This is a genomic window from Polycladomyces zharkentensis (assembly GCF_016938855.1).
GTDB classification, from domain to species: Bacteria; Bacillota; Bacilli; order Thermoactinomycetales; family JIR-001; genus Polycladomyces; species Polycladomyces zharkentensis.
The window spans coordinates 448,634-475,230 of sequence record NZ_JAFHAP010000008.1 but is presented as its reverse complement, the minus strand read 5'-3'; the positions used below and the strand labels follow the sequence as shown (position 1 = coordinate 475,230).

At 53.5% G+C, this 26,597-nt stretch carries 25 protein-coding genes, 1 pseudogene and 1 riboswitch; of the genes and pseudogenes, 22 read left to right on the top strand and 4 right to left on the bottom strand.

Annotated features, from left to right (window positions below; all coding sequences use genetic code 11):
• The first annotated feature begins 39 nt into the window (after positions 1–39).
• From JQC72_RS09570 to lysA, 9 genes are all read left to right on the top strand, one after another.
• Positions 40–1,224 (top strand): D-alanyl-D-alanine carboxypeptidase family protein, encoded by a 1,185-nt coding sequence (locus tag JQC72_RS09570; RefSeq protein ID WP_205495076.1) that lies wholly within the window; start codon positions 40–42, stop codon positions 1,222–1,224.
• A gap of 362 nt (positions 1,225–1,586) precedes the next feature.
• Positions 1,587–1,940, top strand: coding sequence for an anti-sigma F factor antagonist (gene spoIIAA / locus JQC72_RS09565; RefSeq protein ID WP_205495073.1), 354 nt, complete (start codon positions 1,587–1,589; stop codon positions 1,938–1,940).
• A complete protein-coding gene (spoIIAB, locus tag JQC72_RS09560) occupies positions 1,937–2,392 on the top strand; it encodes an anti-sigma F factor (RefSeq protein WP_205495072.1) in 456 nt (151 codons plus the stop codon). Before spoIIAA ends, spoIIAB begins: the two co-directional genes overlap by 4 nt.
• Positions 2,393–2,401: 9 nt before the next feature.
• The gene (sigF, locus tag JQC72_RS09555) at positions 2,402–3,169 is read left to right on the top strand and encodes an RNA polymerase sporulation sigma factor SigF (RefSeq protein WP_205495071.1); all 768 of its coding nucleotides are present in this window, start codon (positions 2,402–2,404) and stop codon (positions 3,167–3,169) included.
• Between the two features lie 306 nt (positions 3,170–3,475).
• Positions 3,476–4,075: a stage V sporulation protein AA gene (locus JQC72_RS09550; protein WP_302104740.1), complete on the top strand. Its 600-nt coding sequence runs from the start codon at positions 3,476–3,478 to the stop codon at positions 4,073–4,075.
• Positions 4,072–4,494 carry a stage V sporulation protein AB gene (locus tag JQC72_RS09545; RefSeq protein WP_205495069.1) on the top strand — a complete coding sequence of 141 codons (423 nt, stop codon included), beginning with the start codon at positions 4,072–4,074 and terminating at the stop codon, positions 4,492–4,494. Before JQC72_RS09550 ends, JQC72_RS09545 begins: the two co-directional genes overlap by 4 nt.
• A 17-nt stretch (positions 4,495–4,511) precedes the next feature.
• The gene (spoVAE, locus tag JQC72_RS09540) at positions 4,512–4,865 is read left to right on the top strand and encodes a stage V sporulation protein AE (protein ID WP_335342427.1); all 354 of its coding nucleotides are present in this window, start codon (positions 4,512–4,514) and stop codon (positions 4,863–4,865) included.
• 6 nt (positions 4,866–4,871) lie between these two features.
• Positions 4,872–5,462 (top strand): stage V sporulation protein SpoVABEA, encoded by a 591-nt coding sequence (gene spoVAEA / locus JQC72_RS09535; RefSeq protein WP_205495067.1) that lies wholly within the window; start codon positions 4,872–4,874, stop codon positions 5,460–5,462.
• A gap of 194 nt (positions 5,463–5,656) precedes the next feature.
• Positions 5,657–7,000 carry a diaminopimelate decarboxylase gene (gene lysA, locus JQC72_RS09530; protein WP_205495066.1) on the top strand — a complete coding sequence of 448 codons (1,344 nt, stop codon included), beginning with the start codon at positions 5,657–5,659 and terminating at the stop codon, positions 6,998–7,000.
• Between the two features lie 251 nt (positions 7,001–7,251).
• Here the strand turns inward: lysA and JQC72_RS09525 are convergent, their stop codons facing one another.
• The 3 genes from JQC72_RS09525 to JQC72_RS09515 form a co-directional block, all read right to left on the bottom strand.
• Positions 7,252–7,866 carry a DUF2269 family protein gene (locus JQC72_RS09525; RefSeq protein WP_335342426.1) on the bottom strand — a complete coding sequence of 205 codons (615 nt, stop codon included), beginning with the start codon at positions 7,864–7,866 and terminating at the stop codon, positions 7,252–7,254.
• A 149-nt stretch (positions 7,867–8,015) separates the two neighbouring features.
• Positions 8,016–8,816, bottom strand: a complete 801-nt coding sequence (locus tag JQC72_RS09520) for a class I SAM-dependent methyltransferase (RefSeq protein ID WP_302104670.1) — start codon at positions 8,814–8,816, stop codon at positions 8,016–8,018.
• 30 nt (positions 8,817–8,846) lie between these two features.
• Positions 8,847–9,182, bottom strand: coding sequence for a hypothetical protein (locus JQC72_RS09515; RefSeq protein ID WP_205495064.1), 336 nt, complete (start codon positions 9,180–9,182; stop codon positions 8,847–8,849).
• Between the two features lie 107 nt (positions 9,183–9,289).
• Here JQC72_RS09515 and ald point away from each other — a divergent pair, with 107 nt between their 5' ends.
• Positions 9,290–10,405 carry an alanine dehydrogenase gene (gene ald, locus JQC72_RS09510; protein WP_205495062.1) on the top strand — a complete coding sequence of 372 codons (1,116 nt, stop codon included), beginning with the start codon at positions 9,290–9,292 and terminating at the stop codon, positions 10,403–10,405.
• Between the two features lie 263 nt (positions 10,406–10,668).
• Here the strand turns inward: ald and JQC72_RS09505 are convergent, their stop codons facing one another.
• Positions 10,669–12,267, bottom strand: a complete 1,599-nt coding sequence (locus JQC72_RS09505; RefSeq protein ID WP_205495059.1) for a PucR family transcriptional regulator — start codon at positions 12,265–12,267, stop codon at positions 10,669–10,671.
• A 203-nt stretch (positions 12,268–12,470) separates the two neighbouring features.
• Here JQC72_RS09505 and JQC72_RS09500 point away from each other — a divergent pair, with 203 nt between their 5' ends.
• The 12 genes and pseudogenes from JQC72_RS09500 (at position 12,471) to JQC72_RS09445 (ending at position 26,293) form a co-directional block, all read left to right on the top strand.
• The gene (locus JQC72_RS09500) at positions 12,471–13,403 is read left to right on the top strand and encodes a COX15/CtaA family protein (RefSeq protein ID WP_205495057.1); all 933 of its coding nucleotides are present in this window, start codon (positions 12,471–12,473) and stop codon (positions 13,401–13,403) included.
• 75 nt (positions 13,404–13,478) lie between these two features.
• Positions 13,479–13,618, top strand: a riboswitch (FMN riboswitch).
• Positions 13,619–13,788: 170 nt separating this feature from the next.
• Positions 13,789–14,886 (top strand): bifunctional diaminohydroxyphosphoribosylaminopyrimidine deaminase/5-amino-6-(5-phosphoribosylamino)uracil reductase RibD, encoded by a 1,098-nt coding sequence (gene ribD, locus JQC72_RS09495; protein ID WP_205495055.1) that lies wholly within the window; start codon positions 13,789–13,791, stop codon positions 14,884–14,886.
• 14 nt (positions 14,887–14,900) lie between these two features.
• The gene (ribE, locus tag JQC72_RS09490) at positions 14,901–15,542 is read left to right on the top strand and encodes a riboflavin synthase (protein WP_205495053.1); all 642 of its coding nucleotides are present in this window, start codon (positions 14,901–14,903) and stop codon (positions 15,540–15,542) included.
• Between the two features lie 343 nt (positions 15,543–15,885).
• On the top strand, positions 15,886–17,085 hold the full coding sequence (locus JQC72_RS09485; protein WP_205495051.1) for a bifunctional 3,4-dihydroxy-2-butanone-4-phosphate synthase/GTP cyclohydrolase II: 1,200 nt from the start codon (positions 15,886–15,888) through the stop codon (positions 17,083–17,085).
• Between the two features lie 23 nt (positions 17,086–17,108).
• Positions 17,109–17,579: a 6,7-dimethyl-8-ribityllumazine synthase gene (ribH, locus tag JQC72_RS09480; protein ID WP_335342425.1), complete on the top strand. Its 471-nt coding sequence runs from the start codon at positions 17,109–17,111 to the stop codon at positions 17,577–17,579.
• 27 nt (positions 17,580–17,606) lie between these two features.
• Positions 17,607–18,398, top strand: coding sequence for a segregation and condensation protein A (locus tag JQC72_RS09475; protein WP_205495046.1), 792 nt, complete (start codon positions 17,607–17,609; stop codon positions 18,396–18,398).
• Positions 18,367–19,002, top strand: a complete 636-nt coding sequence (gene scpB, locus JQC72_RS09470) for an SMC-Scp complex subunit ScpB (RefSeq protein WP_205495045.1) — start codon at positions 18,367–18,369, stop codon at positions 19,000–19,002. Before JQC72_RS09475 ends, scpB begins: the two co-directional genes overlap by 32 nt.
• A 1,172-nt stretch (positions 19,003–20,174) precedes the next feature.
• Positions 20,175–20,546 (top strand): annotated as a pseudogene (locus JQC72_RS09465) (sensory rhodopsin transducer).
• Between the two features lie 19 nt (positions 20,547–20,565).
• Positions 20,566–21,783 (top strand): L-rhamnose isomerase, encoded by a 1,218-nt coding sequence (rhaI, locus tag JQC72_RS09460; RefSeq protein WP_205495043.1) that lies wholly within the window; start codon positions 20,566–20,568, stop codon positions 21,781–21,783.
• Between the two features lie 5 nt (positions 21,784–21,788).
• Positions 21,789–23,318 (top strand): rhamnulokinase, encoded by a 1,530-nt coding sequence (locus JQC72_RS09455; RefSeq protein WP_205495042.1) that lies wholly within the window; start codon positions 21,789–21,791, stop codon positions 23,316–23,318.
• 16 nt (positions 23,319–23,334) lie between these two features.
• Positions 23,335–25,383 (top strand): bifunctional aldolase/short-chain dehydrogenase, encoded by a 2,049-nt coding sequence (locus JQC72_RS09450; protein WP_205495041.1) that lies wholly within the window; start codon positions 23,335–23,337, stop codon positions 25,381–25,383.
• A 145-nt stretch (positions 25,384–25,528) separates the two neighbouring features.
• Complete coding sequence (locus JQC72_RS09445) at positions 25,529–26,293, top strand: DeoR/GlpR family DNA-binding transcription regulator (protein WP_205495040.1); 765 nt, start codon at positions 25,529–25,531, stop codon at positions 26,291–26,293.
• Positions 26,294–26,597 lie beyond the last annotated feature (304 nt).

Genomic DNA, 26,597 nt, shown 5'->3' with positions numbered 1-26,597 from the left:
CGCTCACACTAAAGCTAGTCAGGATAGGAGGGAAGATCCATGCGATCTCGAATCGTGATGTCCGTTTTGATGGTTACTTTGTTGTTCACGGGAATGATGCCGCGCGCGTTTGCGGAAGAGCGCGATTTGGCACCCAACGCCCGATCCGCCATCCTGATGGATGCGGATACGGGAACGATTCTCTACGAGAAAAACGGGCGAGAAAAACTGCCGCCCGCGTCCATTACCAAAATCATGACGATGTTGCTGGTGATGGAAGCGTTGGATCAGGGGAGAATCAAATATGACGACACTGTCCGCGTCAGTGAGCATGCGGCGCAGATGGGCGGTTCGCAAATTTATCTGGAACCCGGTGAGCGCATGACGGTGCGGGATATGTTAAAAGCGGTTGCAGTGGCGTCGGCAAACGATGCATCCGTCGCCTTGGCGGAACATATCAGCGGTACTGAAGAAGCTTTTGTCAACGAGATGAATCGACGCGCACAAGCATTGGGCATGAGGGATACACAGTTTCGCAACGTGAACGGTCTGCCGGAAGAAGGCCATTTCACGTCTGCGCATGATATTGCCATCATGTCCAGAGAGTTGCTGAAGCATCCGGAGATCACCAATTTCACGCGCATTTACGAAGATTATCTCCGGCAGGGTACTTCCAAGCCGTTCTGGCTGGTCAATACCAATCGTTTGGTCAAATTTTATCCCGGTGTGGACGGCTTGAAAACCGGATATACTTCAGAAGCGAAATTCTGCTTGTCTGCATCCGCCAAAAAAGGAACTTTCCGCGTCATCGCGGTCGTGATGGGGGAACCGGATACCAAGTCGCGCAATCGGGACGTATCCCGCATGTTGGATTTCGCTTATTCACAGTACACCAACCGGTTGATTTACCGCAAAGGTGATCCGATCGCCGAACGCCGGGTGGAGAAAGGGGACCCTGGAAAGATTCGTGTTGAAGCACCATATCCGTTGAGCATCCTGATGAGAAAGGGAGACAAACCTGAACAATACCAACGCCGGGTTGTGTGGGATGATTTGAAGGCACCCGTTGCCAAAGGACAAAAGATTGGTGAGATTCAAATCGTGAAGGACGGGCGGATTGTCAGTAAAATGGCATTGAACAGCCCGCTGGCGATCCCGCGTGCCGGTTTGTGGGCGACGTGGAAACGGGTAAGCAAATCGGTGCTGTGGATTCCGGAGAAGGCAAGCTCCCCGTCAACTTCCTGACGGGCATACTTGATCAAGAACGAGCGGGAAAACCCAGGAAAGGGAGCGTCGGACGCGGGAGGGGTTGGTCCCTCTCGCAAGTCCGACAGAAACGAGGCGGAAAGTGCGAAAACACTGAAAACGAAACGAAAATCACCCAGGCTTAAACAATCCATCATGGATGGATGTGGGTTGCCGCGCCAGATGGAGCGCGAAGCCCACGGCAACCAAAGGGAGTGCCTCCGGGCACTTCAGCCTTGTGGGGCGAGTCCCTTTCAATCGGGTGACAGATGTCCCCGATTTTTTTGTTCTTTTGTCAGGCGGAAGGAAAGAATAGCCAGACTGTAGAAATAGTGGGTGAAAAAAGAGGGGAGTGAGGATGATTGAGCTTCGCCGTTGATGTGGCTCGGCACCGTCACATTTTGGTCGTGCGGTTGTCGGGAGAATTGGACCATCACACTGCTGAACAGCTAAGAACCCGGATTGAAGAGGAGCTGTCGACCGGCTTATATACGGACTTGGTATTGAACTTGTCCCAACTCACTTTCATGGACAGTTCCGGCTTGGGTGTCATACTGGGGCGGATCAAACGAATTTCCCAACTCGGAGGGAAGATGGTGCTGTGTGCGGTCCATCCGTCAATCACCCGATTGTTTGAGCTATCCGGATTATTTAAAATATTGGAACGATATGACTCAGAACAGGCAGCGATTTCGGCTTGTGAGGTGGCATCATGAACCGCATACATAACAACTTCATGGAATTGCGGTTTGCCAGCCGGTCGGAAAATGAATCTTTTGCACGGGTGGCAGTCGCTTCCTTTATCTCACAACTGGACCCGACGATGGAGGAGTTGACGGATATCAAAACCGTGGTGTCCGAGGCGGTTACCAATGCCATCATCCACGGATATGAGGGACGGGAGGACGGTATCATCACCATCCGGACCGAAATCGAAGGTTCCAAGGTCAGCATTGTGATCGAGGATCGAGGGGTGGGGATCACGGACATCCATCAGGCACGCCAGCCGCTTTATACATCCAAACCGGAGCTGGAGCGGTCCGGCATGGGATTTACCATCATGGAAAATTTCATGGACGAAGTGGAAATCCTCTCACGCCCCGGCTACGGCACGACGGTACGGTTGGTCAAGCAGCTCAAAACCCATCATCAAACGATGAGCAATTGAGGGTTGCCCATGGATGCGGACGTACGCAACGCCAAGCACCCCCACCTGTCGGATGAAGAGGTCAAAAAGTTGATTCGGATGAGTCAGGATGGAGATGATGACGCGCGCAACCGGTTGGTTCGGCATAACATCCGCCTCGTGTGGTCGGTGGTTCAGCGGTTTATGAACAGGGGATATGAAGCGGAGGACCTGTTTCAAATCGGCTCGATCGGGCTGCTCAAAGCGATTGACAAATTTGACCTGTCATATGACGTGAAATTTTCCACGTATGCGGTGCCGATGATTATCGGCGAGATCCAACGTTTTCTCCGTGACGACGGGATGGTCAAAGTCAGCCGATCCCTCAAGGAGTTGGCCAATCGCATTCGGAAAGTGAAGGACGATTTGGCCAAAGAATTGGGACGGGCACCGACCGTTCAGGAAATCGCTGATGTATTGCAGGTGCCGCCGGAAGAGATCGTGTTCGCGCAGGAAGCCAATCGGTCTCCCGCATCCATTCACGAAACGGTGTATGAAAACGATGGAGACCCGATTACGCTGATGGATCAGATTGCCGATGAGAAGGAACAAGTTTGGTTTGACACCATGGCGTTGCGGGAAGCGATCGACCGATTGAACGAGCGGGAACGATTGATCGTGTACTTGCGTTACTATAAGGACCAGACACAGTCGGAAGTGGCGGAGCGGTTGGGTATTTCGCAAGTCCAGGTGTCCCGGTTGGAGAAGAAGATCATCCGCAAAATGAGAGAGGAAATGGACACCACCACGGACGATTGAAAGCTCCGGGAGGTACTTGGGCTGTTGACAAAGTGGTCAAATTACTCGCGATATCGGGTGAGCCGTTTTCTCCACTCGCTTCTCAATCACCAAGCTGAGGAGGATCGTTTGTCCGAATTCAGCCACCATCAGTTTAGCATAGCAGCTTTCCTTGTCATACGGAGATGAAGACAGGGAATTCGGGCCTGCGGACTTTGTCAACAACCCGAGCACCGAGAGGTGCTTTTTTCTTTGCATGTTCCGGGCGGTTCCGTTTCATACTAACTCCAGACAGTGGACGGAAAGGAGTTGTCCCGGGTGTCTTCCATGGTCTATGTCCGTCTCCGCAAAAAAGTGACCGCTCGTCCGGGGCAGATTCTGCGGTTGCGTGATGTGGCACAAGTCATTGTGGATGAACCGCATGCCGCAGTTGAGGAGATCCCGGTATATGAACCAGGCTTGAAAGACGGAAACCTGGCGGTGCTGGACCTGATCGAAGTGGTTCGTCGAATCCGATCGGCGTTTCCAGGTCTTGATGTGCGCAGTATCGGTCCGGCGCAAGTCATCATCGAATTGCAATCGGATCGTATCAGACCGCGACGGTGGTGGGTGGCGGGTGTATGGTTGCTGTTGTTTGTGGGTTCGGCTTTGGCCATCATGAATTTTCACACCGATGTCAGCATGAGGGAAGTTCATCAACGCATCTACTACCTGATGACGGGACAACGTGTACAGGAACCGCTGGTGTTGCAAATTCCGTATTCATTCGGCATCGGGATCGGGATGATCGTCTTTTTTAACCATCTGTTCAAACGGCGGTTAAATGACGAACCCAGTCCGTTGGAGTTGGAAATGTATTTGTACCAGGAAAATCTGGATCAATATGTCATCGAACACGAAAAACAAAAAGAGCGGAGCCGATTATGATCGTGTCGCAATGCGCATTGCTGATCGGGATCGGCTTTGCAGGCGGGATTGCGGTAGGAAGCGGGTTTGTCGCTTTTATTACGGTGTTGGATATCGTACCGCGTCTGGCTCAGTTGTCCAAGACCCCTGATCGGATTCATGCATACGAATCTGCCATTGTCGCGGGGGCTGTTACGGCAACGTGGTTGGATCTGAGAGGGTGGTCATTTGACGGTCCCATTTGGTTGACGGCCGTGGTTGGATTGTTGGCGGGTTGTTTTGTCGGTTTGTTGGCCGCGGCGTTGACTGAGGTGATCAACGTTTTGCCCATCTTGGCCAAGCGGCTGGCAATGCAGGACGCCTTGCTCTATCTTTTGATGGCCATGGCGATGGGGAAAGTGGCGGGATCGCTTTTTCAATGGCTGATGTTTCACTTGTGAAATGGAGGGAAGCAAGAGTGGGCACGATTTGGACTGCATTTTTGATCGGTGGCTTGATTTGTGTGATCGGGCAATTGTTGATGGATTTGACACCGCTCACGCCGGCTCATGTGCTGAGTATTTTGGTCGTGGCAGGAGCGATTCTCGATGGGATCGGATTGTACGAACCGCTCATCAAATTTGCCGGAGCGGGTGCGACAGTCCCCATCACCAGTTTTGGCAACGCATTGGTTCACGGTGCATTGCAGGAGGCGAAGAACAGCGGACCGATCGGGGTGTTGTCGGGCATTTTCCAAATCACCAGCGCGGGGATTTCCGCGGCCATCATTTTCGGTTTCTTGACGGCGGTAATCTTTAAGCCGAAAGGATGAGCCTACATGCCCAAGCGAAAGGTGATTCTGATCACGGACGGCGACCGTGCGGCGCAAGCGACCGTCGAGGAAGCGGCCCGTCAGGTGGGAGGACGGTGTATCTCTGCCTCAGCGGGAAATCCAACCCCGTTGAGCGGGGAGGAAATCGTGGAGATGATCCGTTCGGCCAAGCATGATCCTGTATTGGTCATGTTTGATGATTGCGGGTGGAATCAAAAGGGGCGGGGAGAGCGCGCATTGGAGTATGTGGCCAACCATCCCGACATCGAGGTGCTGGGTGTGATCGCCGTGGCATCCGACAGCCGGAAAGTGTATGGCACACCGGTGGATGTGGCGTTGGACCAGGATGGCAATATCGTTCATCATCGGGTGGACAAGGATGGACATGAGTTGCACCGAGAACCGCTTCGTATCTATGGAGATACAGTGGATGTCTTAAACCGGATCGAAGTGCCGATCGTCGTCGGGATCGGTGACATCGGCAAGATGGAAGACCATGATCGGGCGGAATGGGGAGCACCGGTGACGACCAAGGCGGTGGAGCTGATTTTGCAACATGCCAACGGGGAGTTGGGTGTTGAGAGATCGATTTTGTGACAAGCGGTGGCCTTTCCGTACTGACCTTTCACTTTGTTGGCGATTCGCTGACCGATTCGCCTTTTTTTGCATCTCAATATGCATGTGCACCGATTTTTTGTTGATCCCCAAGCCATCTGAGATATAATGAATATCAATAATACGACACTGTGTGAAAGCACGGACTGTCTACAGGTTTACGGGAGGAGACAACGGTGTATTTGCATGGTACCAGCCGCATCAACGAATACGGTCACCTCGAAATCGGGGGATGCGATACAGTCGAATTGGCACGCCGTTTCGGCACACCGCTGTATGTGATGGACGAAGAGTTGATCCGAAAACGGATAAGAGAATTTCGGTCCGCGATGGCCGAGACGGGATTGCCTCATCAGGTGGCTTATGCCAGCAAAGCGTTTTGCACCTTGGCCATGTGCCGACTTGTCGCTGAAGAGGGACTTCACCTGGATGTCGTCTCGGACGGAGAGTTGCATACGGCGCTTCGGGCCGGCTTTCCGCCCGAACATATTCATTTTCACGGCAACAACAAAACGCCGTTTGAATTGGAGATGGCGTTGAACGCCGGGATTGGGCTGTTTATCGTGGACAATTTCGTGGAGTTGTCCATGTTGAACGATCTGGCAGGCGAAAAAGGGATGAACGCCCGCGTATTGCTTCGCGTGACGCCCGGAATTGAAGCTTATACGCACGAATACATCCAAACCGGCCAGGAAGATTCCAAGTTTGGCTTTGATCTGGCCAGCGGACAAGCGATCGAGGCTGCCAAATTGGCTCGGGACGCGGCACATCTGTCATTGGAAGGGTTTCACTGCCATATCGGCTCACAAATTTTCGAAACGGACGGATTCCGTCTGGTGGTGGATAAGATGGCCGCCTTTGCCCGTAAATGCAGGGAAACGCTCCGGGTGGAAACCCGTATTCTGAATCTGGGCGGCGGGTTTGGCATTCGTTATCAAAAAGGGGATCATCCTCTGCCGATCCGCCGGTATGTTCAAGCCATCGCCGATGCGGTGAAAGCGGCGTTTGCCGGAGAACCGGTGATCCCGGAAGTCTGGCTGGAACCGGGCCGCAGCATTGTCGGTGAGGCGGGGACCACGCTCTATACGGTAGGGACGATGAAAGAGGTACCCGGTGTACGCAAATATGTCGCCGTGGATGGGGGAATGACGGACAACCTGCGTCCGGCGTTGTACCAAGCCAAATATGAGGCATTACTTGCGAATCGTGCTGCGGAAGAACCGGCGGAAGTCGTTTCGATCGCCGGCAAATGTTGCGAGAGCGGAGATATGTTGATCTGGGACCTGCCTCTGCCGTCACCCCGAACGGGAGATATTCTGGCAGTCAGCTGTACGGGGGCTTACAACTACAGCATGGCCAACAACTACAACCGCATCCGGCGGCCTGCCGTGGTTTTCGTCCGGGACGGCCGAGCGCAGGTTGTCGTCCGCCGGGAGACGTTGGATGATCTGATCCGCAACGACTGTCTCTCTCCCGAGCCTGTACAGGTCAAACGGGAAGAGGAAGAGCCTGTGGGATGAAAATACGCACCAGTCAATGGTGTTTTGCAGTCGGAGGGCCGTTGATTCTTTCACTGAAAGACGCTGGAAACGAACACTTGAATGTATCGTCACCTGGCGTCCGCGAAAACTGTTTCGCGGGCGTTTTCCATTTGTTGGACCCGTCAACAGCAAAAACACCAGCAAAAAACGCTGGGTAAAATCCATGATATGTGTATAGGGTAAATAGGATCCTGTTGGGTTGTGACCAGTGACCCGTAAGACTATCTAAGTTACGTCGTTGTTTTGTGAATCCCTTTCCTTTTTCCCCATGGTTTCAGATATGAGATCACAACCAAAAACAGTAAGATGGCGAAACTGATGGCAGTGCCTGTAAACAGCATCTCCCTGTTTTCAAGATACAAGGGATTTTGCAGAGGGTGAAGTGAACTTGAGAAAATCGGTTCAAAATTGTCATGGATCCATATTCGCATGAAATTGCCGCCGAATACAATGGCTGTAATATTCCCGAGCCATTTCGCCATCACCCAATAATATTTTGTCATTCCCCAATGCGTTCGTACCGCCAGCCAAACTCCCGTAATGAGGGAGGCAAACGCACCGGGAATAATGAGAAACCAGTCAAAAAACTGAATAAACAAGTGTGCGGCATGGATGAGCGCACGATCAGCAGTGAATTTTGTGGAAACCGCCAATAGAAGTGTGCCAATCAGACCGCTGAAATAAATGATAACAGAGAGGATATGGGCAATCAGCCAGCCTTTTTTCTGATTCATACTTAATTTTTTTGATCTTTTTTTCCCGATCCAACTGATGATTCCAGCCAAGGCCAAAAGCCCTGTCAGCATGGTCCATATACCGAGCGATATATTCTCTTCTTTTCTCACTCGAAAATTCAGCAGAATATCTGACCCGTATGTTGCATGTCCATTCAGTGATCATGTGTCGGGGCAAAAAGTCACGATCGGAGCAACGTCCCTGTTCTCTCAAGGAAGGAATCACAGCTTTCGATCTTCGAGACAGGATGAAGGAGAAGTCACTTTTCCAGCCATACCTCCAATCCAATCCCAGTCGGATCCTCTTGAATCTTACATTTCGTAAACCTGCTTTTGGACACCATTTCCCTGAACTGATCTTTTGTGTAAGCCCGTTTCATGAGACTGAACTTAAAAACCCATTTTGTAAATAAACGATTGATTCCGGTGAGGCCCAAATCCTCTTCTACATGTTTGTCGATTGCCTCATGGGAAACATCTCCCCGCAAATCGAGGATCACCGCTTTTCCGCCGGCCTTCAACACGCGATTCATCTCGTCAAGGGCAATGATTGGCTGTGAAAAGTTCTTAAAGGCCGCTCTGCAGATGATCAAATCAAATGTTTCGCTATCAAAGGGCATCCGGGCTGCATCCCCTTGGCGAAAGTCGATTTCAAGACCTGCTTCCTTCGCATTTTCGCGTGCAATCTCCACGAACGTTTTACTGATATCCAAACCGGTTATTTTGTAGTTGCCGAGTTTGGCAAGTTCGATGGATAAATATCCCGGTCCCGGGGCAATCTCGAGAATATCAGCTTTTTCCGGAAGACATGCCGCAACTTTTTTTGCATCGTTTTTGTAACCCGCGATGCTTTTTCGGGTATTTTTCGCATACCACCTGGCAATGGGACCTTCCATTCCAATTCCTTTATATCCTTTTGTGGCTTGATCGGACATATGCGTTCTCTCCTTTTTGTTTCCTATATCCCGAGCATCCCCTTGAACATGACAAACAGGGTTTCGTCGCTGCATTCTTTCTCCAACAAAACCCGGACCTCCTCCATCACACAACTTCTCATTCATACCCAATTCACCTATTGGAGAATTTTGTTGCTATGGTACGTAGCCATTGCTCATCCCATTGCAGTTTTTCCGTTTGTATATCGTCAATGATGGATCGAACCCATTCCATTCGGTCATGAACATCGCACGTTGATACTCGGTCTCAAGCAAAAACAAGCGAGGAAGCCCCTCCGCCATTGCTGTCTGCAACTGGTTTTCAATTCGAGCCAGTGCCCCTTCAAGAGCACGCTCTCTTTTCTTCAGTTGCTCCACCACATCTTCAGGTGTTAATTGCATCAGTAAGGAAACGGCGGCGGGAAATTCCAAAAATTCTCGGCACATGTGTGTTCGGAATGGCATTGTTGTCTTGCAAATGAGAATGTCCAATTACAACCATCTTTTTTCTTACAATTTGTCTGATTTCACCTAGTTTCCCCTTTGATAACGTTAAGAACAGTAAGCGGTTGCAAGATCTGAAACAGGAGGAACGGCTGATGAGGGTCGGTGTACCGAAAGAGATCAAAAACAGAGAATATCGGGTGGCCATCACCCCGGCGGGAGTACAGGCACTCAAGGATGCCGGGCACGAAGTATGGGTCCAACAGGGAGCCGGAGTGGGAAGCGGTTTTGCCGACGAGGAGTACGTACGGGCCGGGGCGCAAATGGTGTCCGCGGAAGAAGCTTGGTCGGCGGATATGGTGTTGAAAGTCAAAGAGCCGCTGCCGGAGGAGTACCGCTATTTCCGGAGCGATTTGTTGCTGTTTACGTATCTGCATCTGGCGGCTGATCGGGCGTTGACGGATGCGTTGGTGCAATCGGGTGTCACGGCGGTTGCTTATGAAACGGTACAGCTCGACAACGGCGCATTGCCGCTGTTGGCACCGATGAGCGAAGTGGCGGGACGGATGTCGGTTCAGGTGGGTGCCCAATCGTTGGAAAAGCCCAAAGGAGGATTGGGTGTCCTTTTGGGTGGTGTACCCGGCGTTCCCCCGGCCAATGTGGTGATCGTGGGCGGCGGTGTGGTGGGAACCAATGCCGCGAAAATGGCGGTTGGTCTGGGTGCCCAAGTGACGATTCTGGATGTGAACGGGCAACGTCTGCGCGAACTGGACGACCTCTTCGGCGGTCGTGTCCGTACATTGATGTCGAACCGCTACAACATCGAAGAAGCAGTGCAGCAAGCGGATTTGGTGATCGGGGCAGTTTTGATCCCCGGTAAACGCGCACCGAAATTGGTGACGCGGGACATGGTCGCCAAAATGAAACCCGGATCGGTGATCGTCGATGTGGCCGTGGACCAAGGGGGATGCGTCGAAACGGCGGACCGGGTCACCACGCATGAGCAACCCACCTATACGGTGGATGGCGTCGTCCATTATTCCGTGGCCAATATGCCCGGTGCGGTGCCGCGAACCTCTACGCTGGCCTTGACCAATGCAACCTTGTCTTATGTATTGCGGCTCGCCGAAGGAAAACTGCATGAAGATCCCGCGCTGTTGCGCGGTGTCAACGTGGCGGCAGGTCACATCACGCACCGTGGTGTAGCCGAATCGTTCGACATGGACTACGTTTCGCCTGAGGAAGCTTTGGGCAGCAAGCTGACAGTTTAATCCCTTGTGATGACAACCTCTTTTTCCCTGTTTGATCCCTCACACGGCTTGGGCTGTGTGGGGGTGTTTTTGCAAAGGAAATGTTGTCCATATCCCCCGCATTGTCGGCAAGCATATGACGGCCGCTCCGTCCTGAGAGAACGCGGGACGCGGGCAAAGTCCGTTTGGAGAAATTGCCCGCGCGATTGAATCCTGCGCCACTGGTTCTGCTTTTGGAAGGGATTGGTCAGTCGATCTCCCGGGAAAACACAGTCCCCTTCCCTTCATCTCCTTTGTGCCTGGAGAAACCGATGTGCCGATAAAGCAGTCTCCAACGCGAGGCGACGATCTGGGGAGTCCCAATCTTTTCCCAGCAATTGCCCGATTTGTTCCAACCGATAGTACAGTGTTTGGCGATGAATGTACAAAGCGTTGGCCGTCTGCTGTTTGGAGAGGTTTTCAGCCAGATACACTTCCAGGGTTTTGGTCAGTTGGGTGCCGTGTTCCCGGTCGTACGCCAAAAGCGGCCCGATTTGGGCCTCCACGTATTGCGCCAAAACGGCGGGAGATACCTGCAAAAACAACTGCCAAGCGTGGAGATCCTCGCAGTAGACGACAGGTGCCGACGAAATGCTTTCCCCGTCGTCAGCCGGGGCATCAGTGGCGGGCTTGATGAGGGACAAGGCCGCAACGGCTTGCCGCCACGCTTGAGGCGCTTGCTCCCAGCGATTAAAAGCCAGACTGACACCCGCTTTCCATTCAAAGGGAGCGAGATGAGACCAGTTGAGAGATTGCACGGACAAACGGTCGAATCCGCGGCGCAACCGGTCCTGAAACGACAGGTTGGCGGAGGGAGTCAGGTCGGCGAGAACCAGCACCCAAAGTCCTTCGCGCGGAGCGGTCCATACACCGATGCCCAGCGGTGTTAATTCAGTTCGTATGGTGTGCGTCCACTTCAGCAAGGCGATGTTTTGCATGGTTTCCACACGGTTGTATTCCGGGTCGTTTCCATGGCGGGGCTCAACCGCACCAATCGCGAGTTGTCCGCCTTGATCGACTGCTGCGGAAAGCTCCTTGGGAGGTCGGGTCGAACCCGATTCAATCAGGTGATCCATCCACTCTTGTGTCACTCGCAACCGGCGTTCTTCCAACGAAATGCTCCGCAACAGTTCCTGGGCGAGTGCCGTAGCCGCGCGTTCCATGACCAGTCGTGCGAAGTCGGTCGGTGCGGTGGAACCGCTCATTTGCAGCTCACCCACTTGTACGTCCAGGACGACGATCGGATGAGAAAAGATAAGCGGATGTTCCGGGATTTCCCGGAAGTCGGGATATACCAGGTCTTCCCCCAGATAATCGACCAAACGGACCGCATACCCTGTTTCCTGATACAGCAGTCGAAGGATGTTTTTCACTCCCTGTGGTTTCAGTACCAGCTGGTGAAATTGATGGGAGAGCCGTTCCAACGCCAGCAACTGCCGGTGATGACGATGGATCAGATCACCGTGAATGTCCTGTGTGATCTCAATGAAGGAAACCGGTTCTTCAAACACGATGATCGGGAAGGCGTGCTGGTCGGCAAAGGCTTTGGCTTCCTCGGACAGGTGGACGAATTGATGGACCAATTCGATGGCCAGGGCGGACACGCCACTTTCCCACAATTCGCGAACGAACTGTACCTTCAACTCCTTTTCCTCCCCCAGCCCCACCCCGGTCATGAGAATCATTTCGTTCCCCCGCACATAAGATGATCCGTCCATGATCTCCAGGATGTGAACCCATTTCACCTCGCGGTTCAGGCCGCGGGAGCCTGCCGCCACTTTGGCGTGCCGAAACAGCGGGCGCTTCAGGATATCGGAGACGGTCAGTGGCGATTGGATGTCCATGGCACTTCCTCCCACGATGCGTCGGTTTCATGATCATGATACTTCAAGGGCAGGGAAGAGAGAAAGTCAGTTTTTTTACCAGCAGAACGCAGGGAACGAACCGGTCTGTGGCAAGTTTGTGCCTCTTTTTCTGGTAACGGGTCTAATTTTTGCGTGCTGTGTTATGATAGGGACGAAGGTGGTGCGTCAGAGGAGGGACCATGGTGAGTCGAGGATTGAAATGGTTTGCATGGACTACCGCGTTCGGGCTTTATCTCATATTGCTCATGGGAGCGCTGGTGACCAAAACGGGTTCGGGAAAAGGATGCGGCAATACATGGCCGTTTTGCAACGGAGAAGTGTTCCCGACCTATGCCACGTTTCAGACGTGGGTGGAGTACAGCCACCGCGTCGTATCCGGGCTGGTCGGTCTGTTTGTCGTGATTTTGGCCGTCTGGGCATGGAAAGTGTTCAGCCGTGATCGTGTGGTACTGTGGTTGTCCATCGCCAGCGTTTTTTTCGTGGTGCTGCAGGGACTGTTGGGAGCGGCTGCCGTGGTGTGGGGTCAATCCGACGCCGTGTTGGCTACCCACTTCGGTTTTTCGCTGATGTCGCTGGCGGCTTGTGTATTGTTGGTCTTGTATTTGGAGCAAAAGGACAAAGAATCTGCTTCTCCTGACAGCAACGTGTCGTCCCGATACAAGTTCGGGGTGTGGGGGATCACCGTCTACACGTATTTCGTCGTGTACACGGGCGCTTACGTGCGCCATACCGGTTCCAGCCTGGGATGCGGAGAAAACTTCCCCGGCTGTGGCGGACAATGGCTGCCCGACTTGACCAGTTCGGCGGGCATCCATCTGTTGCACCGAAGCGCGGCATATTCCCTGTGGCTGTTGGTGACGGGGCTGCTCTGGGTCACCGTCCGATCTTATCGCCAACATCGTGAGTTGGTGCGTGCCGCTTGGTTCGCATGGGGGTTTGTCACCTTGCAGGCAGTGACCGGCATTGCCAGTGTGTTGTCCGGCATCCAGCTGATCATCGCCCTGTTGCACACGACGGTCATCTCCATCTTTTTCTCGGTGATGTGTTATTTGTGCATGCGGGTGGGCGTGCCTTGGCGTCACGAACCAGCCCTCAGGGAAGAAGCTGTGAAGTGAGGGTGGTCGTTTCCGTAGACTTTTGTTTTGACTTCCGTTATACTTTGAAGTACAACCGTATAGGCAACATTTGATAACATCCTTCGGGGCAGGGTGAAATTCCCGACCGGCGGTGATGGCGGACGATTCCGCCTCAGCCCGTGACCCGCGAATTCGCGGTGGATCCGGTGAAACTCCGGGGCCGACAGTGAGAGTCTGGATGGGAGAAGGATGAACGGGATGCGTGTACCCTTTTTGTGGATTGGGAAAATAAACCAATTCCACTGAAAGGTTTGTTTTGCTATGCACACTGTTATGCGTCATCCTTGTTCATGTTTTCACAAGCCCCGGAACCCCGGGGCTTTTTCTGTACCGTCGTGATCCCCGACAGCAAAGGAGACAGGATATGGAGCACCATGAGAAATGGATGCGGTTGGCGTTGCAGTTGGCGCGATCGGCCGAGGGGCAAACCTCGCCCAATCCGCTGGTGGGGGCGGTGGCGGTCAAGGAGGGCCGGCTGGTCGGGATGGGGGCGCATTTGCGTGCGGGCACGCCGCATGCGGAAGTGCACGCGCTGGACATGGCCGGCCCGGAAGCGCACGGCAGCACGTTGTATGTCACGCTGGAACCATGCAATCATTATGGACGCACGCCTCCATGTACGGAAAAAGTAATCGCCTCCGGAGTGAAAACGGTCGTGATCGGTTCGAAGGACCCTGATCCGCGTGTGGCGGGAAGCGGCATTCGACGCTTGCAGGAAGCGGGCGTCGGGGTGGTGATGGGCGTACTGGAGACAGAATGCCTCCGGCTCAATGAAGCGTATTTTCATCACCGGCGGACTGGCAGACCCTTTGTCACATTGAAAACGGCCACGACGCTGGACGGCAAAATTGCGACACATACCGGGCACAGCCGGTGGGTGACGGGAGAAGCCGCCCGGGCGGAGGTGCACAGACTCCGTCATATCCATGATGCAATCATGGTGGGTGTCGGCACTGTATTGGCAGATAAGCCGCGGTTGACCACGCGATTGCCGGGAGGCGGCCACAACCCGATCCGGGTGGTGATCGACAGCCGTCTGCGTCTACCGACGGACACACCGGTGGCGGACGTGACGGAAGCACCGACGTGGGTGTTTTGTACTGACGAAGGTGACCCGGAAAAAGAGGAACAATTGCGTGCCAAAGGGGTCAAAATCGTATCCACCGGACCCGGTCCACGTGTCGACTTGCACCGCGTGATGCAGGTTTTGGGGGAACACGGTGTGCTGTCGGTATTGGTGGAAGGCGGCGGAACGCTGAACGCCGCATTGTTGCGGGAACGGTTGGTGGACAAAGTGATCGCATTTGTTGCCCCCAAGCTGTTAGGTGGGAAAAACAGTCCCACTTCCGTCGAAGGGGAAGAGCGGGAGACGATGGCGGAGGCGATTCACCTCCGGGATCTCGAAGTGCAACGCTTTGGAGAAGATTTGTGCGTGATCGGATATCCCGTATTCCCGTCATAAAAGGAGGGATCCGGTTGTTTACGGGGATTGTCGAAGAAGTGGGTTCGATCCGGAAAGCGGTCAGGCAGGGGATGGCGATGGAGCTCACCATTGCCTGCCGCAAAGTGTTGGAAGGCGTGCAATTGGGGGACAGCATCGCCGTCAATGGGGTGTGTCTCACTGTGACCCGTTTCGGAGAGGACTATTTTACCGCCGACGTCATGCCGGAAACGATGAAACGAACCAACCTGGGTTCCCTGTCCGTCGGTTCACCGGTCAATCTGGAACGCGCATTGGCCGCGGGACAACGGTTGGGTGGTCATTTCGTCCAGGGACACGTGGACGGCGTCGGTACGATCACAGATCGAACGCCTTATGAAAATGCGGTGCTGTTCCGCATTTCGGTTCCGTCGGAACTGACTCGGTTTATGGTGGAAAAGGGGTCTGTTGCGGTTAACGGGATCAGTTTGACGTTGGTGGATGTGGGAAAAGATTTCTTCACCGTATCGGTGATCCCCCATACCTTGACCCATACCCAATTGCATGCGGCCAAAGTGGGAGATCCGGTCAATGTCGAGTGTGATATGATCGGCAAATATATCGCCAAAATGCTGGGCAAGACAAAAGAGAACGAAGGGTTGACGCTGGAGACACTCCGGCAAAACGGATTCGCATGATTGTTTGACAGGATGCGAAATGGACAGAGGTCTGGAGCGTGTCTGGTCATGCTGTAAGTAGCGATGTTTTGCCAGGCAAACGAAGACTCGGGGAGCGCTGGATTGAAATCGCGGGCCATTTCCTCAAGACAAAGCATATTTTGCCTGCGAACTGTGCTGACCGGATTGTAGCGGCCATCATCTGCTTCCCCGCAGGGCAGATGGAGCGAGCCGGTAAGCACCGGAAAGCAATGTGTGCAGTATTCACCAGACACACCCTGGTCAATGGACAATGGGCAACGTATTCCCAAGGGATGGATCAAACCGCCCGGCGGTTGAACATGTGCGAAAGGAGGCGGGGGAGATGTATTCCTTCGACCCGATTGAGGAAGCCATTTACGAATTGATGCAAGGAAATGTCATCATTGTGGTGGACGACGAAGACCGCGAAAACGAAGGGGATTTCGTGGCGCTGGCGGAAAAGGCCACGCCGGAAGTGATCAATTTCATGATCAAGTATGGGCGTGGGCTGGTGTGTGTGCCCATCACCGAGGAACGGGCGCAGGAGTTGGACCTGCCGCCGATGGTGCACCACAACACCGATACGCATGGAACGGCGTTTACGGTGTCCGTCGATCACGTCAGCTGCACGACCGGCATATCCGCTCATGAGCGGTCGGCCACCATTCGGGCCTTGATCGATCCGAAGACGCGCCCTGAAGATTTCCGTCGTCCGGGTCACATCTTTCCGCTGATCGCCAAAAAGGGCGGGGTGTTGCGTCGGGCCGGCCACACGGAAGCGGCTGTTGACTTGGCACGGATGTGCGGGGCATATCCGGCAGGTGTCATCTGTGAAGTGATCAAGGAAGACGGTACGATGGCCCGCGTGCCCGACCTGATGGAGATCGCCAAGCAACACGATTTGAAGATCATCACGATTCAGGATTTGATTCAGTACCGCAACCGCAAAGACAAACTGGTCGAACGCGTTGTCGCGACGAGAATGCCGACGGAGTTTGGCGAATTCACGGCCATCGGCTACACCAATGAAGTGGACGACCGGGAACATGTCGCATTGGTCAAGGGAGAGATTGATCCGGACAAACCGGTGCTGGTCCGGGTGCACTCCGAATGCCTGACCGGTGACGTGTTCGGTTCGCACCGCTGTGACTGCGGTCCCCAGCTGCATGCAGCGTTGAAGCGGATCAACGATGAGGGATCGGGCGTATTGCTCTACATGCGACAAGAGGGTCGGGGCATCGGACTGTTGAACAAGTTAAAAGCCTACAAATTGCAGGAACAGGGACTGGATACGGTGGAAGCCAACTTGAAACTCGGTTTCCGCCCCGATCTGCGCGATTACGGGATCGGTGCACAAATTTTGCGAGACCTGGGTGTGCGCAAGATGCGTTTGATGACCAACAACCCGCGCAAAATCACCGGTTTGAAGGGGTACGGGCTGGAAGTGGTCGAAGTGGTGCCGATCCAGATCCCGCCCAATGAATCCAATGAACGGTATCTGTTGACCAAGAAAAACAAAATGGGACATATGCTCAATCTGTAACAATGAAGAAAGGAGCACGGATCGTGGCAAAAGTGTACGAGGGAAAATTGGTGGCGCAAGGTCTTCGTATCGGTATCGTGGTGAGCCGGTTCAATGAGTTTATCACCAGCAAGCTTTTGGGCGGTGCGCAGGATGCCCTTATTCGGCACGGTGCAAATGAGGCGGACATCGAAGTGGCCTGGGTGCCGGGTGCGTTTGAAATTCCTTTGATCGCCGATCAGATGGCGGCTTCGGGTAAATACGACGCGGTGATCGCGTTGGGGACGGTCATCCGCGGGGCGACGCCTCACTTTGATTACGTGTGCAATGAGGTGGCCAAGGGCGTTTCTCAAGCCGCTTTGAAACATGGTTTGCCGGTGATTTTCGGCGTCATCACCGTGGACACCATCGAGCAGGCGATCGAACGGGCCGGTACCAAAGCCGGAAACAAAGGCTGGGAAGCGGCGACCGCGGCGATTGAGATGGCCAATCTGCAGCGGGAACTCCGAGGCTGATCGGCGGACGTCCGGGAGGAAGCGCATGTGGACGTCAAAATCAAACTGGACACGTTTGAGGGACCGTTGGATCTGTTGCTCCATCTGATCGAACGGGCCGAGGTGGACATCTACGAGGTACCGATCGCGCGGATTACCGATCAGTACATGGAATACTTATCAGCGATGCAGGAATGGGAGATGGAGATCGCCAGCGAGTTCCTGGTGATGGCGGCCACATTGCTGGCCATCAAAAGCAAAATGTTGTTGCCGCGGCAGGAACCAACGGAGATGGAATTGGACGAATATGCCGAGTGGGAGGAAGAGGCCGACCCGCGTGAAGCGTTGATCGAGCGGCTGTTGGAGTACAAGAAGTACAAAAAGCTGGCCGACGTGTTGCGGGAACACGAATCCAGCCGCAGCCTGGTCTACTCCCGTCCCCCGATGGATCTCACGCCGTATGCACGGGAACGGAATCCGCTGGAAGGAATCCGACCGGACGATTTGTTGCAGTTTTTCGTGGACGTACTCCGCCAGCAAAAAGAATCGCAACAAGTGGCCCGGGTCTCGCGGGAGGAGATTTCGATCGGCGACCGCATCAGCGAGATCATCGAACGGTTGCGCACCGAGGGAGGGGCTGTTCGCTTTTCCCGTCTGGTGGAACGCGGTCGTATCACCCGGGAATGGATCGTCACCACGTTTTTGGCGATCTTGGAGCTGATGAAGGCCAAACGCATCATTTGCCGACAGGAACGACTGTTTGACGATTTGTGGATTGTCGCGGCAGATGTGAGGGGGGATCAGTCGCTTGGAACCGCGGGAGAGGAAAGCGATCATTGAAGGGTTGCTGTTTGCCGCCGGTGAGGAGGGTTTGCATCCCAAAGAGATTGCCGAGTATCTGGAAACCGATGTCCGCACCGTTCGGGAAACGATTCGCGAGATGCAAGAGGAATGGCGGCAGGCGGGCCGTGGTGTGCAGATCGTCGAAGTGGCACAGGTATACCAGATGACCACCTTGCCGGAACACAGCCCGTATTTCGAAAAACTGGCCCAGGCGCCCAATCGGTCTGTTTTGTCCCGTGCGGCTTTGGAAACGTTGGCGATCATCGCCTACCGTCAGCCGATCACGCGCATGGAAGTGGAGGAAGTGCGGGGCGTTAAAAGCGAACGTACCATCCAATCCCTCGTGCGCAAAGGATTGGTGAAGGAAGTGGGACGTGCCGAAGGATTGGGCCGTCCCATCCTGTACGGAACCACACGCGAGTTTTTGGACTACTTCGGGTTGAAGAGTTTGGACGAACTGCCCATGCCCGATACGATTTTCGACTGGGCAGAATGGGAGGCAGAACGAAAGGAATTGTACAGGCGCTTGGGTGTGGACCGTGATGCTGTGTCGGAGACGGCAATCTCGACCGAAGAGGATCAGATGGAGAAAGAAGGGTGAAACAATCCCCGCACATCGTTCCCGATGTGGCGGGGTTGTTTTTTGACAAAATATCATCATATGATCATACATCAATGGGCTGATGCTTGGACATACATCTGCTCACCGCATGTCACAAAGCATGGGGAGAGCCGATAAGGATATGGGCACTGCTGAAGGAAGTGGAGTTGATCATTTGCGGGTTGGTCGAGAACCTGAAAATGAGCCTTCCCGCCGTGTCCAGCATATGAGCCAATTTGAAAAACGCCGGTCTGGTCAAAGAACGTGTCAGGGACAGTGGGGTTTAACTCATTGGACTGGACCCGATTTTCCTTTCATGCAAAGTTTGTTGTCCCGTTTACTGGACATGCTTAGGAGATGGATGACTTAGAGGAAGGGATAAGGGTGACGTGCGGATCATGACGTTCATGCACAGGAAATGGTTGCAGAATTCATGGGTACGTATTTTCTGATGTTTGCAGGGACAGGGGCGATTGTCATCGATGAGATGACGAACGTATCGGAGGGGCACCGTGTTGGGATGGTGGTAACAGCTTAGATCCATGCGTTCTGTCGCATCAGGGTGCCTGCTTGAGGAAAACAGGGTTAAAAACAGAACAAAACAAAAGAAAACACAGAAAAATGGATTTACGAACTGAAATTGTCCGATTTATCGGGCGATATCATGGCTGTTTATGAAAAATGAAAGCCGTTTCATGTTGACTGGAGGATAAGGATGAGATATTTTAATAGCGAGAAAACAAACAAAAAGCAAATAAACAAAATAAAACAAAATATCCAATTCATCTGAAAGCAAGATAAACAAATAAGATCAGGTGCCTATAAGGCTGCGGATATGGATGAAAATAAGCTGCTCCCTGATGGTTGGCAGAAATGTGACGATGGAATATCGCACAGGCTACGCGGGCAGTAGATATTGTCTGTGAAGAACTTGACTGTTCTTGATTTGTTTGAAAGCGGTTGCGTGATCTGAAGGCATGGCGATACTGGTTTCGTGTGGAGATGGTGGAAACTTTCGTGGACTTAAGATGGGAATTCATGCTTGATGGAAGCCAAAACAAGCTATAAGTGCCGTGATTGGCAACATACCCAATACAGGCACAAACATGGTTGAGCGTGAAAGCGTGACAAAATTGCTCTTACATCAGGTGTTCATATAAAAATTGAGGTGGGTGTATGTGGCAGGTGCCAAGCGCTGGTACATCCCTGACGCGTTCTTGCCAAGTACGGGACAGGGAGAAAAGTGGGAGAGTCATGAATCAGTTTGTGTACTGAACTGTTCCGAAGAAACAGCCGAGTTGACGTTCCATTTTTACTTTGAAGATCGTGATCCGATCCACGGTGTACAGGTTTCGATTCCGGCGAAACGGTGTAAACACATCCGCCTCGATCAGCCCGAACAATTAGGGGGAACTGTACTTCCACGGGACGTGCCGTACTAGATTGAGCTGGAATCCAGCCAGGACGTGATTGTGCAATATAGTCGGTTGGACGTCACGCAACCCAACTTTACGCTTATAACAACCATCCCTTATTTTGACTAGCGGTTGAGGAGGGGCAATCGTGGTATCCCAAGCCGAAATTGAGTTGTGGGTCAAAGTGCATGAAGATAAGGGTATCTCCGTTGAGACCGTGAAAAACCGGCTCAAGAACTTAGTGATCGAAACACCCTCCTGGGGATACGCTGATTGTGGGACTCGCTTCAAGGTATACAAACAGGTCGGGGTTCCGCGCAATCCGTATGAGAAACTGGAAGACGCTGCGGAAGTTCATCGCTTGACCGGAATCTGTCCAAAGGTTGCGATCCACATTCCGTGGGATCAAGTGGATGACTACCTTCACTTAAAAAGTTACGCAAACGAGTTGGGACTTGAGATTGGTGCGGTAAATCCAAATCTGTTTCAGGATGACGACTTTGCGTTGGGGAGTGTCTGTCATCCTCGTGAAGAAGTTCGCAAGAAAGCGATTTCACACATTCTCGAATGCGTGGAGATCATGAAGTTGGTCGGGTCGGATGTGCTCAGTCTATGGTTTGCTGACGGGACCAACTACCCCGGACAAGACCACATCCGCAAGCGGAAGCGCTATATGCTCGAGGCGTTATCCCAAACTTACGAGGCGCTTCCGGAGAACGCGAGGATGTTGATAGAGTACAAATTCTTCGAGCCGGCCTTCTATCACACGGATCTCGCGGACTGGGGCATGTCTTATCACTATTGCTTAAAGCTCGGTGAACGGGCGCAGGTCCTGGTCGACTTGGGCCATCATCCGCAAGGGACGAACATCCCCCACATTGTCGCCCTTCTTTTGGACGAAGGGAAACTCGGGGGTTTCCATTTCAACAACCGCAAATATGCGGATGATGATCTTATGGTCGGCACCATTGATCCGTACGAGCTGTTTTTGATCTGTAACGAGCTGATAGACGGGGAAAACGACCCGGCGACAGCCGAGTGCGCCCGAAACATCTCGTACATGATCGACCAATGCCACAGCATTGAGAGCAAAATTCCCGCGATGATCAAATCCGTTGTCAACATTCAAACGGCCTTTGCCAAAGCGTTGCTTGTGCAGCGGGATGCATTGAGAAAAGCACAAGAAGAGGGGGATGTCATTCGCGCCGAGTCGATCCTGAAGGACGCCTTTGAAACGGATGTGCGACCGCTGCTTGCTCTCGTACGGGAAGAGATGGGGTTGCCGCAAGATCCGCTGGCCGCGTACTTGCAGAGTGAGTATCCGAAAAAGATCCTGGAGCGCGGTATCGGCGGCCAAGGGTGGTGACGAAAATGGCCATTTGGCGCGGATTCGCGGTGGACCTGGGTGCGAGCAACGGGCGTACCGTCATCGGCGAGTACGACGGGGAACGGCTTTTCCTGCGTGAGATCAAACGTTTCCAGAACCATCCTGTCGGGCTTGGTGACACGCTGTACTGGGATTTTCTGAACTTGTTCAGCGAGATTCAGGAGAGCCTCGTCAAGGCCTGCAGCGAGGGGCTGATCCCTTCAACCGTTGGCGTGGATACGTGGGGTGTTGATTTTGGTCTTATCGACGAATACGGCGAGCTGGTTGCCAATCCGCGTCACTATCGTAATCCCCAGCACGGTTCAGTGCTCGACGAAGTTTTCGCCCGGGTTCCCGCGAAATCGCTGTACGAACAGACCGGGATTCAAATACTTCAGATCAATACCGTTTTTCAATTGAAGTATCTCTGCCTCCATCGTCCTGAACTCCTGGAACGCAGCCGTCACCTGCTGCTCTTTCCGGATCTCATCAACTACTTTTTAACGGGGGAGATGGCCAGCGAGTTCACGAATGCCACGACCACGCAGCTCTTCAATCCCAGACTCGGGACGTGGGCGTATGATCTGATCGACAGACTGGGTCTTCCAAAAGATCTGTTCTTACCGGTCGTTCCACCCTTACGGAAGCTGGGGTCCGTCCGCAAGAAACTGGTGACCGGAACGGCTGCAGGGAGAATGGACGTGGTCAATGTTGGTGAGCACGACACCGCATCAGCGGTGCTTGCCGTTCCGTATGAGACGGATGACTTTGTGTACATCTCAAGCGGTACATGGTCTTTGGTCGGCGTTTTGTCGAACGAACCGATCATCACGGATTTGACGAGGATTCATAACTTCACAAACGAAGGCGGCGTCGGCGGAGTGTACCGACTGTTAAAAAATGTGATGGGTTTGTGGATTCTGCAGGAAGTTCGGCGTATGTTCCTCCGGTCGGGAGTGAACTGCGATTTTGTCGATTTGATGCAGGCCGCAAAAGAAGCGCCTGCGCTGAAGACGCTGTTTGATCCGGATGCGGTTGATTTTCTGGCGCCGGAGGATATGATTGCAGCCATTCAGGATTACAGCAGACGAACAGGTCAACCTGTTCCGGATAGTCCTGGTGAGATCAGCCGCGCCGTCTTGGAAAGCTTGGCTTTGAAGTACCGCTGGGTGATTGAGCGGCTTGAGGAGATCACGGGGAAATCCTTGCCAATCATTCACATTGTCGGAGGCGGTGTAAAAAACACTGTCTTATGCCAGTGGACGGCGGATGCAACGAACCGGATCGTGATCGCGGGGCCTGTCGAAGCGACGGTGATTGGAAACCTATGCGCGCAATTGATCGCGTCCAACGAACTTTCCGGTATCTCAGATATTCCCGCGTTGGTGGATCGTTCCTTCGAGAAGAAGGTCTACCGACCGACCTCGCAGCGGGAAGGATGGGATGCGGCTTACGAAAGGTTTGTCCGGCTCCTGAAGATGCACCATTCACTTCAATCGGATTCTGAGTTGGCGAATTCCGCGCACGATACCTGATAGGAGGACGACAGACATGAAAACCAGCTACGATCTCCATGCTGCCTTATCAGATCTTGTCAAACGGTCCAACCGTCTGGGAGCTGACAGATCGGTCTGCAACTGGGGCGGCGGAAATACATCCATGAAGACCCTGGAGACCGACTTCCGCGGTGAAAAGGTGGAAGTGCTCTGGGTGAAAGGAAGTGGCTCGGATCTGGCTGATGCGACGGATAAGAATTTTACGGCACTCCGCTTGAACGATGTGTTGCCATTAATGGAGCGGGAATCCATGACGGACGAGGAGATGGTTGAGTACCTGTCGTACTGCATGCTCAACAGTCGCCATCCGCGTCCGTCAATTGAAACGCTGTTGCACGCTTTTTTGCCGTTTCCCCATGTGGATCACACGCACCCGGACAGCATCATCTCCTTGTGCTGCACGAAAAACGGCAAGGAGATTGCGGAGCGCATCTTCGGCCGGCGCATGGTGTGGGTCCCATACATTCGGCCAGGGTTCCGGTTGTCCAAACTGATCGCAGAAGCGGTGGCGGCGAATCCGGATTGTGAGCTTGTCCTGATGGAGAAGCACGGCTTGATCACTTGGGGAGACACTTCGGAAGCGTGCTACCGCAACACGCTGAACGTGATCGAGGAAGCCCGTCAATATATCGAGGACCGCGTGAATGAACAGGAACTCTTCGGAGGCGTGAAGTATGAGGCGCTTCCCCAAGAAGTTCGGAAAGAGATTGCGGCTCGGATTTTGCCCGTTATCCGCGGAATGGTGTCGGAGAACAAACGGGTGGTCCTGACGTTCGACGACAGTGAAGATTTCCTGCGCTTTACGGGCAGTCGGGATGCAGAGAAGTTGTCTCAAGTCGGTGCTGCTTGCCCGGATCACCTCGTCCATACAAAGCGCGTGCCGCTCTATGTGGACTGGGATCCGACGACGAGGGATGTGGACGGCCTCGTGCAGGTGCTTCGCGACGGGCTTGCACGTTACAAAAAAGAGTACATGGCATACTTTGAGCGCAACCGCGAAGGAAATGAACAAATGAGCGATCCGTATCCCCGTGTCATCCTGCTCCCAGGGCTCGGGGTCGTGGCCACAGGCAAGTCGAAGAAGATGGCGGACATCGCCGCCGCTTTGTACCACCGCGCCGTGGCCGTGATGCGCGGCGCCGCGACTTTGGGCGAATTTGTCTCCCTCAATGAAAAAGAGTCGTTCGACGTCGAGTATTGGCCTTTGGAGCTGTACAAGCTCACACTTGCACCGCCCGAGAAAGAGCTGTCCAGGTACGTCGCTTTTATCACAGGAGGCGCGGGAGGAATCGGCAGTGCGACCTGCAAACGGTTGGCGGAGGAAGGGGCTCACGTCGTGATCGCAGACTTGGCGTTGGAAAATGCCAATCGCTTGGCGGAAGAGATCAACGCGTTGTACGGCGAGGAGCGGGCCGCCGCGGTTTATCTTGATGTAACCGACGAGAACGCGGTGCAGCGATCTCTTGCGGAAACGATTCTCAAGTACGGAGGCATTGATATCCTGGTATCGAATGCGGGACTCGCCAGCTCGGCGCCCGTGACGGAAACATCGCTGGCCGAGTGGAACAAAAACCTGGCGGTGCTCGGCACCGGTTACTTCCTGACTGCGCGCGAGGCGTTCCGTGTGATGGAAGTGCAGGGAATCGGCGGCAGCATCGTTTTCGTGACGTCGAAGAACGCCATTTACGCCGGCAAAGACACCTCCGCCTACAGCAGCGCAAAAGCGATGGAAACGCACTTGGCACGTTGCTTGGCTGTGGAAGGCGGTAGCCGCGGCATTCGCGTCAATTCCGTTTTGCCGGATGCCGTTCTGCAAGGGTCGAACATCTGGAGTTCGAGCTGGCGGGAAGAACGGGCGCGCGCATACGGCATTCATCCTGACGAGCTTGAGGAGTATTACCGCAAGCGCACCATCTTGAATGTCAACGTATTGCCTGAAGACATTGCCGAGGCGATCCTGTTCCTGGCGTCCCAGCGGTCCGCAAAAACAACGGGTTGCATGATCACGGTCGACGGTGGTGTCGCAGCTGCGTTCCCCCGTTAAAACCCGTTGCAATTTCTCGTTGGTTGGGGGAACGGGACACCGTGTCTGGTTCCAGGCGGCGGCAGTTGTACGGATCGCTGCTGCCCGTAAGGATTCGTGGTACAAAAGACTTCGATACAAAACAAAAGTGGTGGGAGAAAGAGAGATGTTGGTAGCTGAGCGTCATCGAAAGATCATAGAACTCGTCCAGTCCGAAGGAAGCATCCGTGTCGCTGAACTGAGCAAGCTCTTCCAAGTCACGGAGGAGACCATCAGGCGTGATCTCGATAAATTGGAGGCGGAAGGGAAGGTCATCCGCACGCATGGCGGGGCGGTGGCAAGAGAGGAACGTCCCCTTGAAATTCCTTTTGAAGAACGGGAGATCGAGAGGATTAAGCAGAAAAAGGCTATCGCTCTTCAAGCGGTACAGTTGGTGGAGACCGGGGACTGTATCTCATTGGATGCAAGTACGACGGCTTGGCAGATGGCACGCATCTTGCCGGATATTCCGCTCACGGTAGTAACCAATTCCATTAAGGTCGTCATGGAGCTCAGAAACAAGGAGAATATCCAGGTGATTTCCGTCGGAGGTGTTTTGGTGCCTCGGTCACTTTCGTTCGTCGGTCCATTGGCGGAACGCTCCGTGGAGGGTTACCACGTTCAGAAAACGTTCCTCTCCTGTCAAGGGTTGCATCTGCAGTACGGGTTGAGCGAGGCCACGGAAGAGCAGGCACGGGTGAAAGAGAAGATGATTCGAAACTGTGACAAAGCCATTTTGCTCATCGATTCGAGCAAGTTCGGCGTGCGTGCGTTTGCGCCGATTACGGATGTAAGCGATATCGACACCATCATCACCGATGACGAGGTTGATCCAAGCATGATCGAGTCGCTGCGTGAGGTCCGGATCAAGGTCATCACTGCGGAAGTTTGATCAGGGACTGTAAGCGAAAGCGGAAGTAGTGCCGGAAGTAAATAAGTGTGAAGGGATTTGCTTGGGTAGAAGAATCAGAAAATCGCTATCCTCCGTGATTTCAGCAATCAATCCACCCTTCACGTACGGTGCAGTGAAGGATTTGTACAAAGATGAATCCAATGAGGCACAAGCTGTGTTGGACATGTTCAACGCGGCGGTGCCTCGATCTTCCACAAATTTGGATACGGGAGGTGAAATTCACGCTGAAGAAGATGGGAGAATGAGCTTGATTGGAGAAACGCATCAAAACAGAAACTGTGGA

Coding starts and splice junctions, on each gene's coding strand:
- JQC72_RS09570 (WP_205495076.1), top strand. CDS start 40: ATGCGATCTCGAATCGTGATGTCCGTTTTGATGGTTACTTTGTTGTTC.
- spoIIAB (WP_205495072.1), top strand. CDS start 1,937: ATGAACCGCATACATAACAACTTCATGGAATTGCGGTTTGCCAGCCGG.
- sigF (WP_205495071.1), top strand. CDS start 2,402: ATGGATGCGGACGTACGCAACGCCAAGCACCCCCACCTGTCGGATGAA.
- JQC72_RS09550 (WP_302104740.1), top strand. CDS start 3,476: ATGGTCTATGTCCGTCTCCGCAAAAAAGTGACCGCTCGTCCGGGGCAG.
- JQC72_RS09545 (WP_205495069.1), top strand. CDS start 4,072: ATGATCGTGTCGCAATGCGCATTGCTGATCGGGATCGGCTTTGCAGGC.
- spoVAEA (WP_205495067.1), top strand. CDS start 4,872: ATGCCCAAGCGAAAGGTGATTCTGATCACGGACGGCGACCGTGCGGCG.
- JQC72_RS09520 (WP_302104670.1), bottom strand. CDS start 8,816: ATGAATGAGAAGTTGTGTGATGGAGGAGGTCCGGGTTTTGTTGGAGAA.
- ald (WP_205495062.1), top strand. CDS start 9,290: ATGAGGGTCGGTGTACCGAAAGAGATCAAAAACAGAGAATATCGGGTG.
- JQC72_RS09505 (WP_205495059.1), bottom strand. CDS start 12,267: ATGGACATCCAATCGCCACTGACCGTCTCCGATATCCTGAAGCGCCCG.
- ribD (WP_205495055.1), top strand. CDS start 13,789: ATGGAGCACCATGAGAAATGGATGCGGTTGGCGTTGCAGTTGGCGCGA.
- JQC72_RS09485 (WP_205495051.1), top strand. CDS start 15,886: ATGTATTCCTTCGACCCGATTGAGGAAGCCATTTACGAATTGATGCAA.
- JQC72_RS09455 (WP_205495042.1), top strand. CDS start 21,789: ATGGCCATTTGGCGCGGATTCGCGGTGGACCTGGGTGCGAGCAACGGG.
- JQC72_RS09450 (WP_205495041.1), top strand. CDS start 23,335: ATGAAAACCAGCTACGATCTCCATGCTGCCTTATCAGATCTTGTCAAA.
- JQC72_RS09445 (WP_205495040.1), top strand. CDS start 25,529: ATGTTGGTAGCTGAGCGTCATCGAAAGATCATAGAACTCGTCCAGTCC.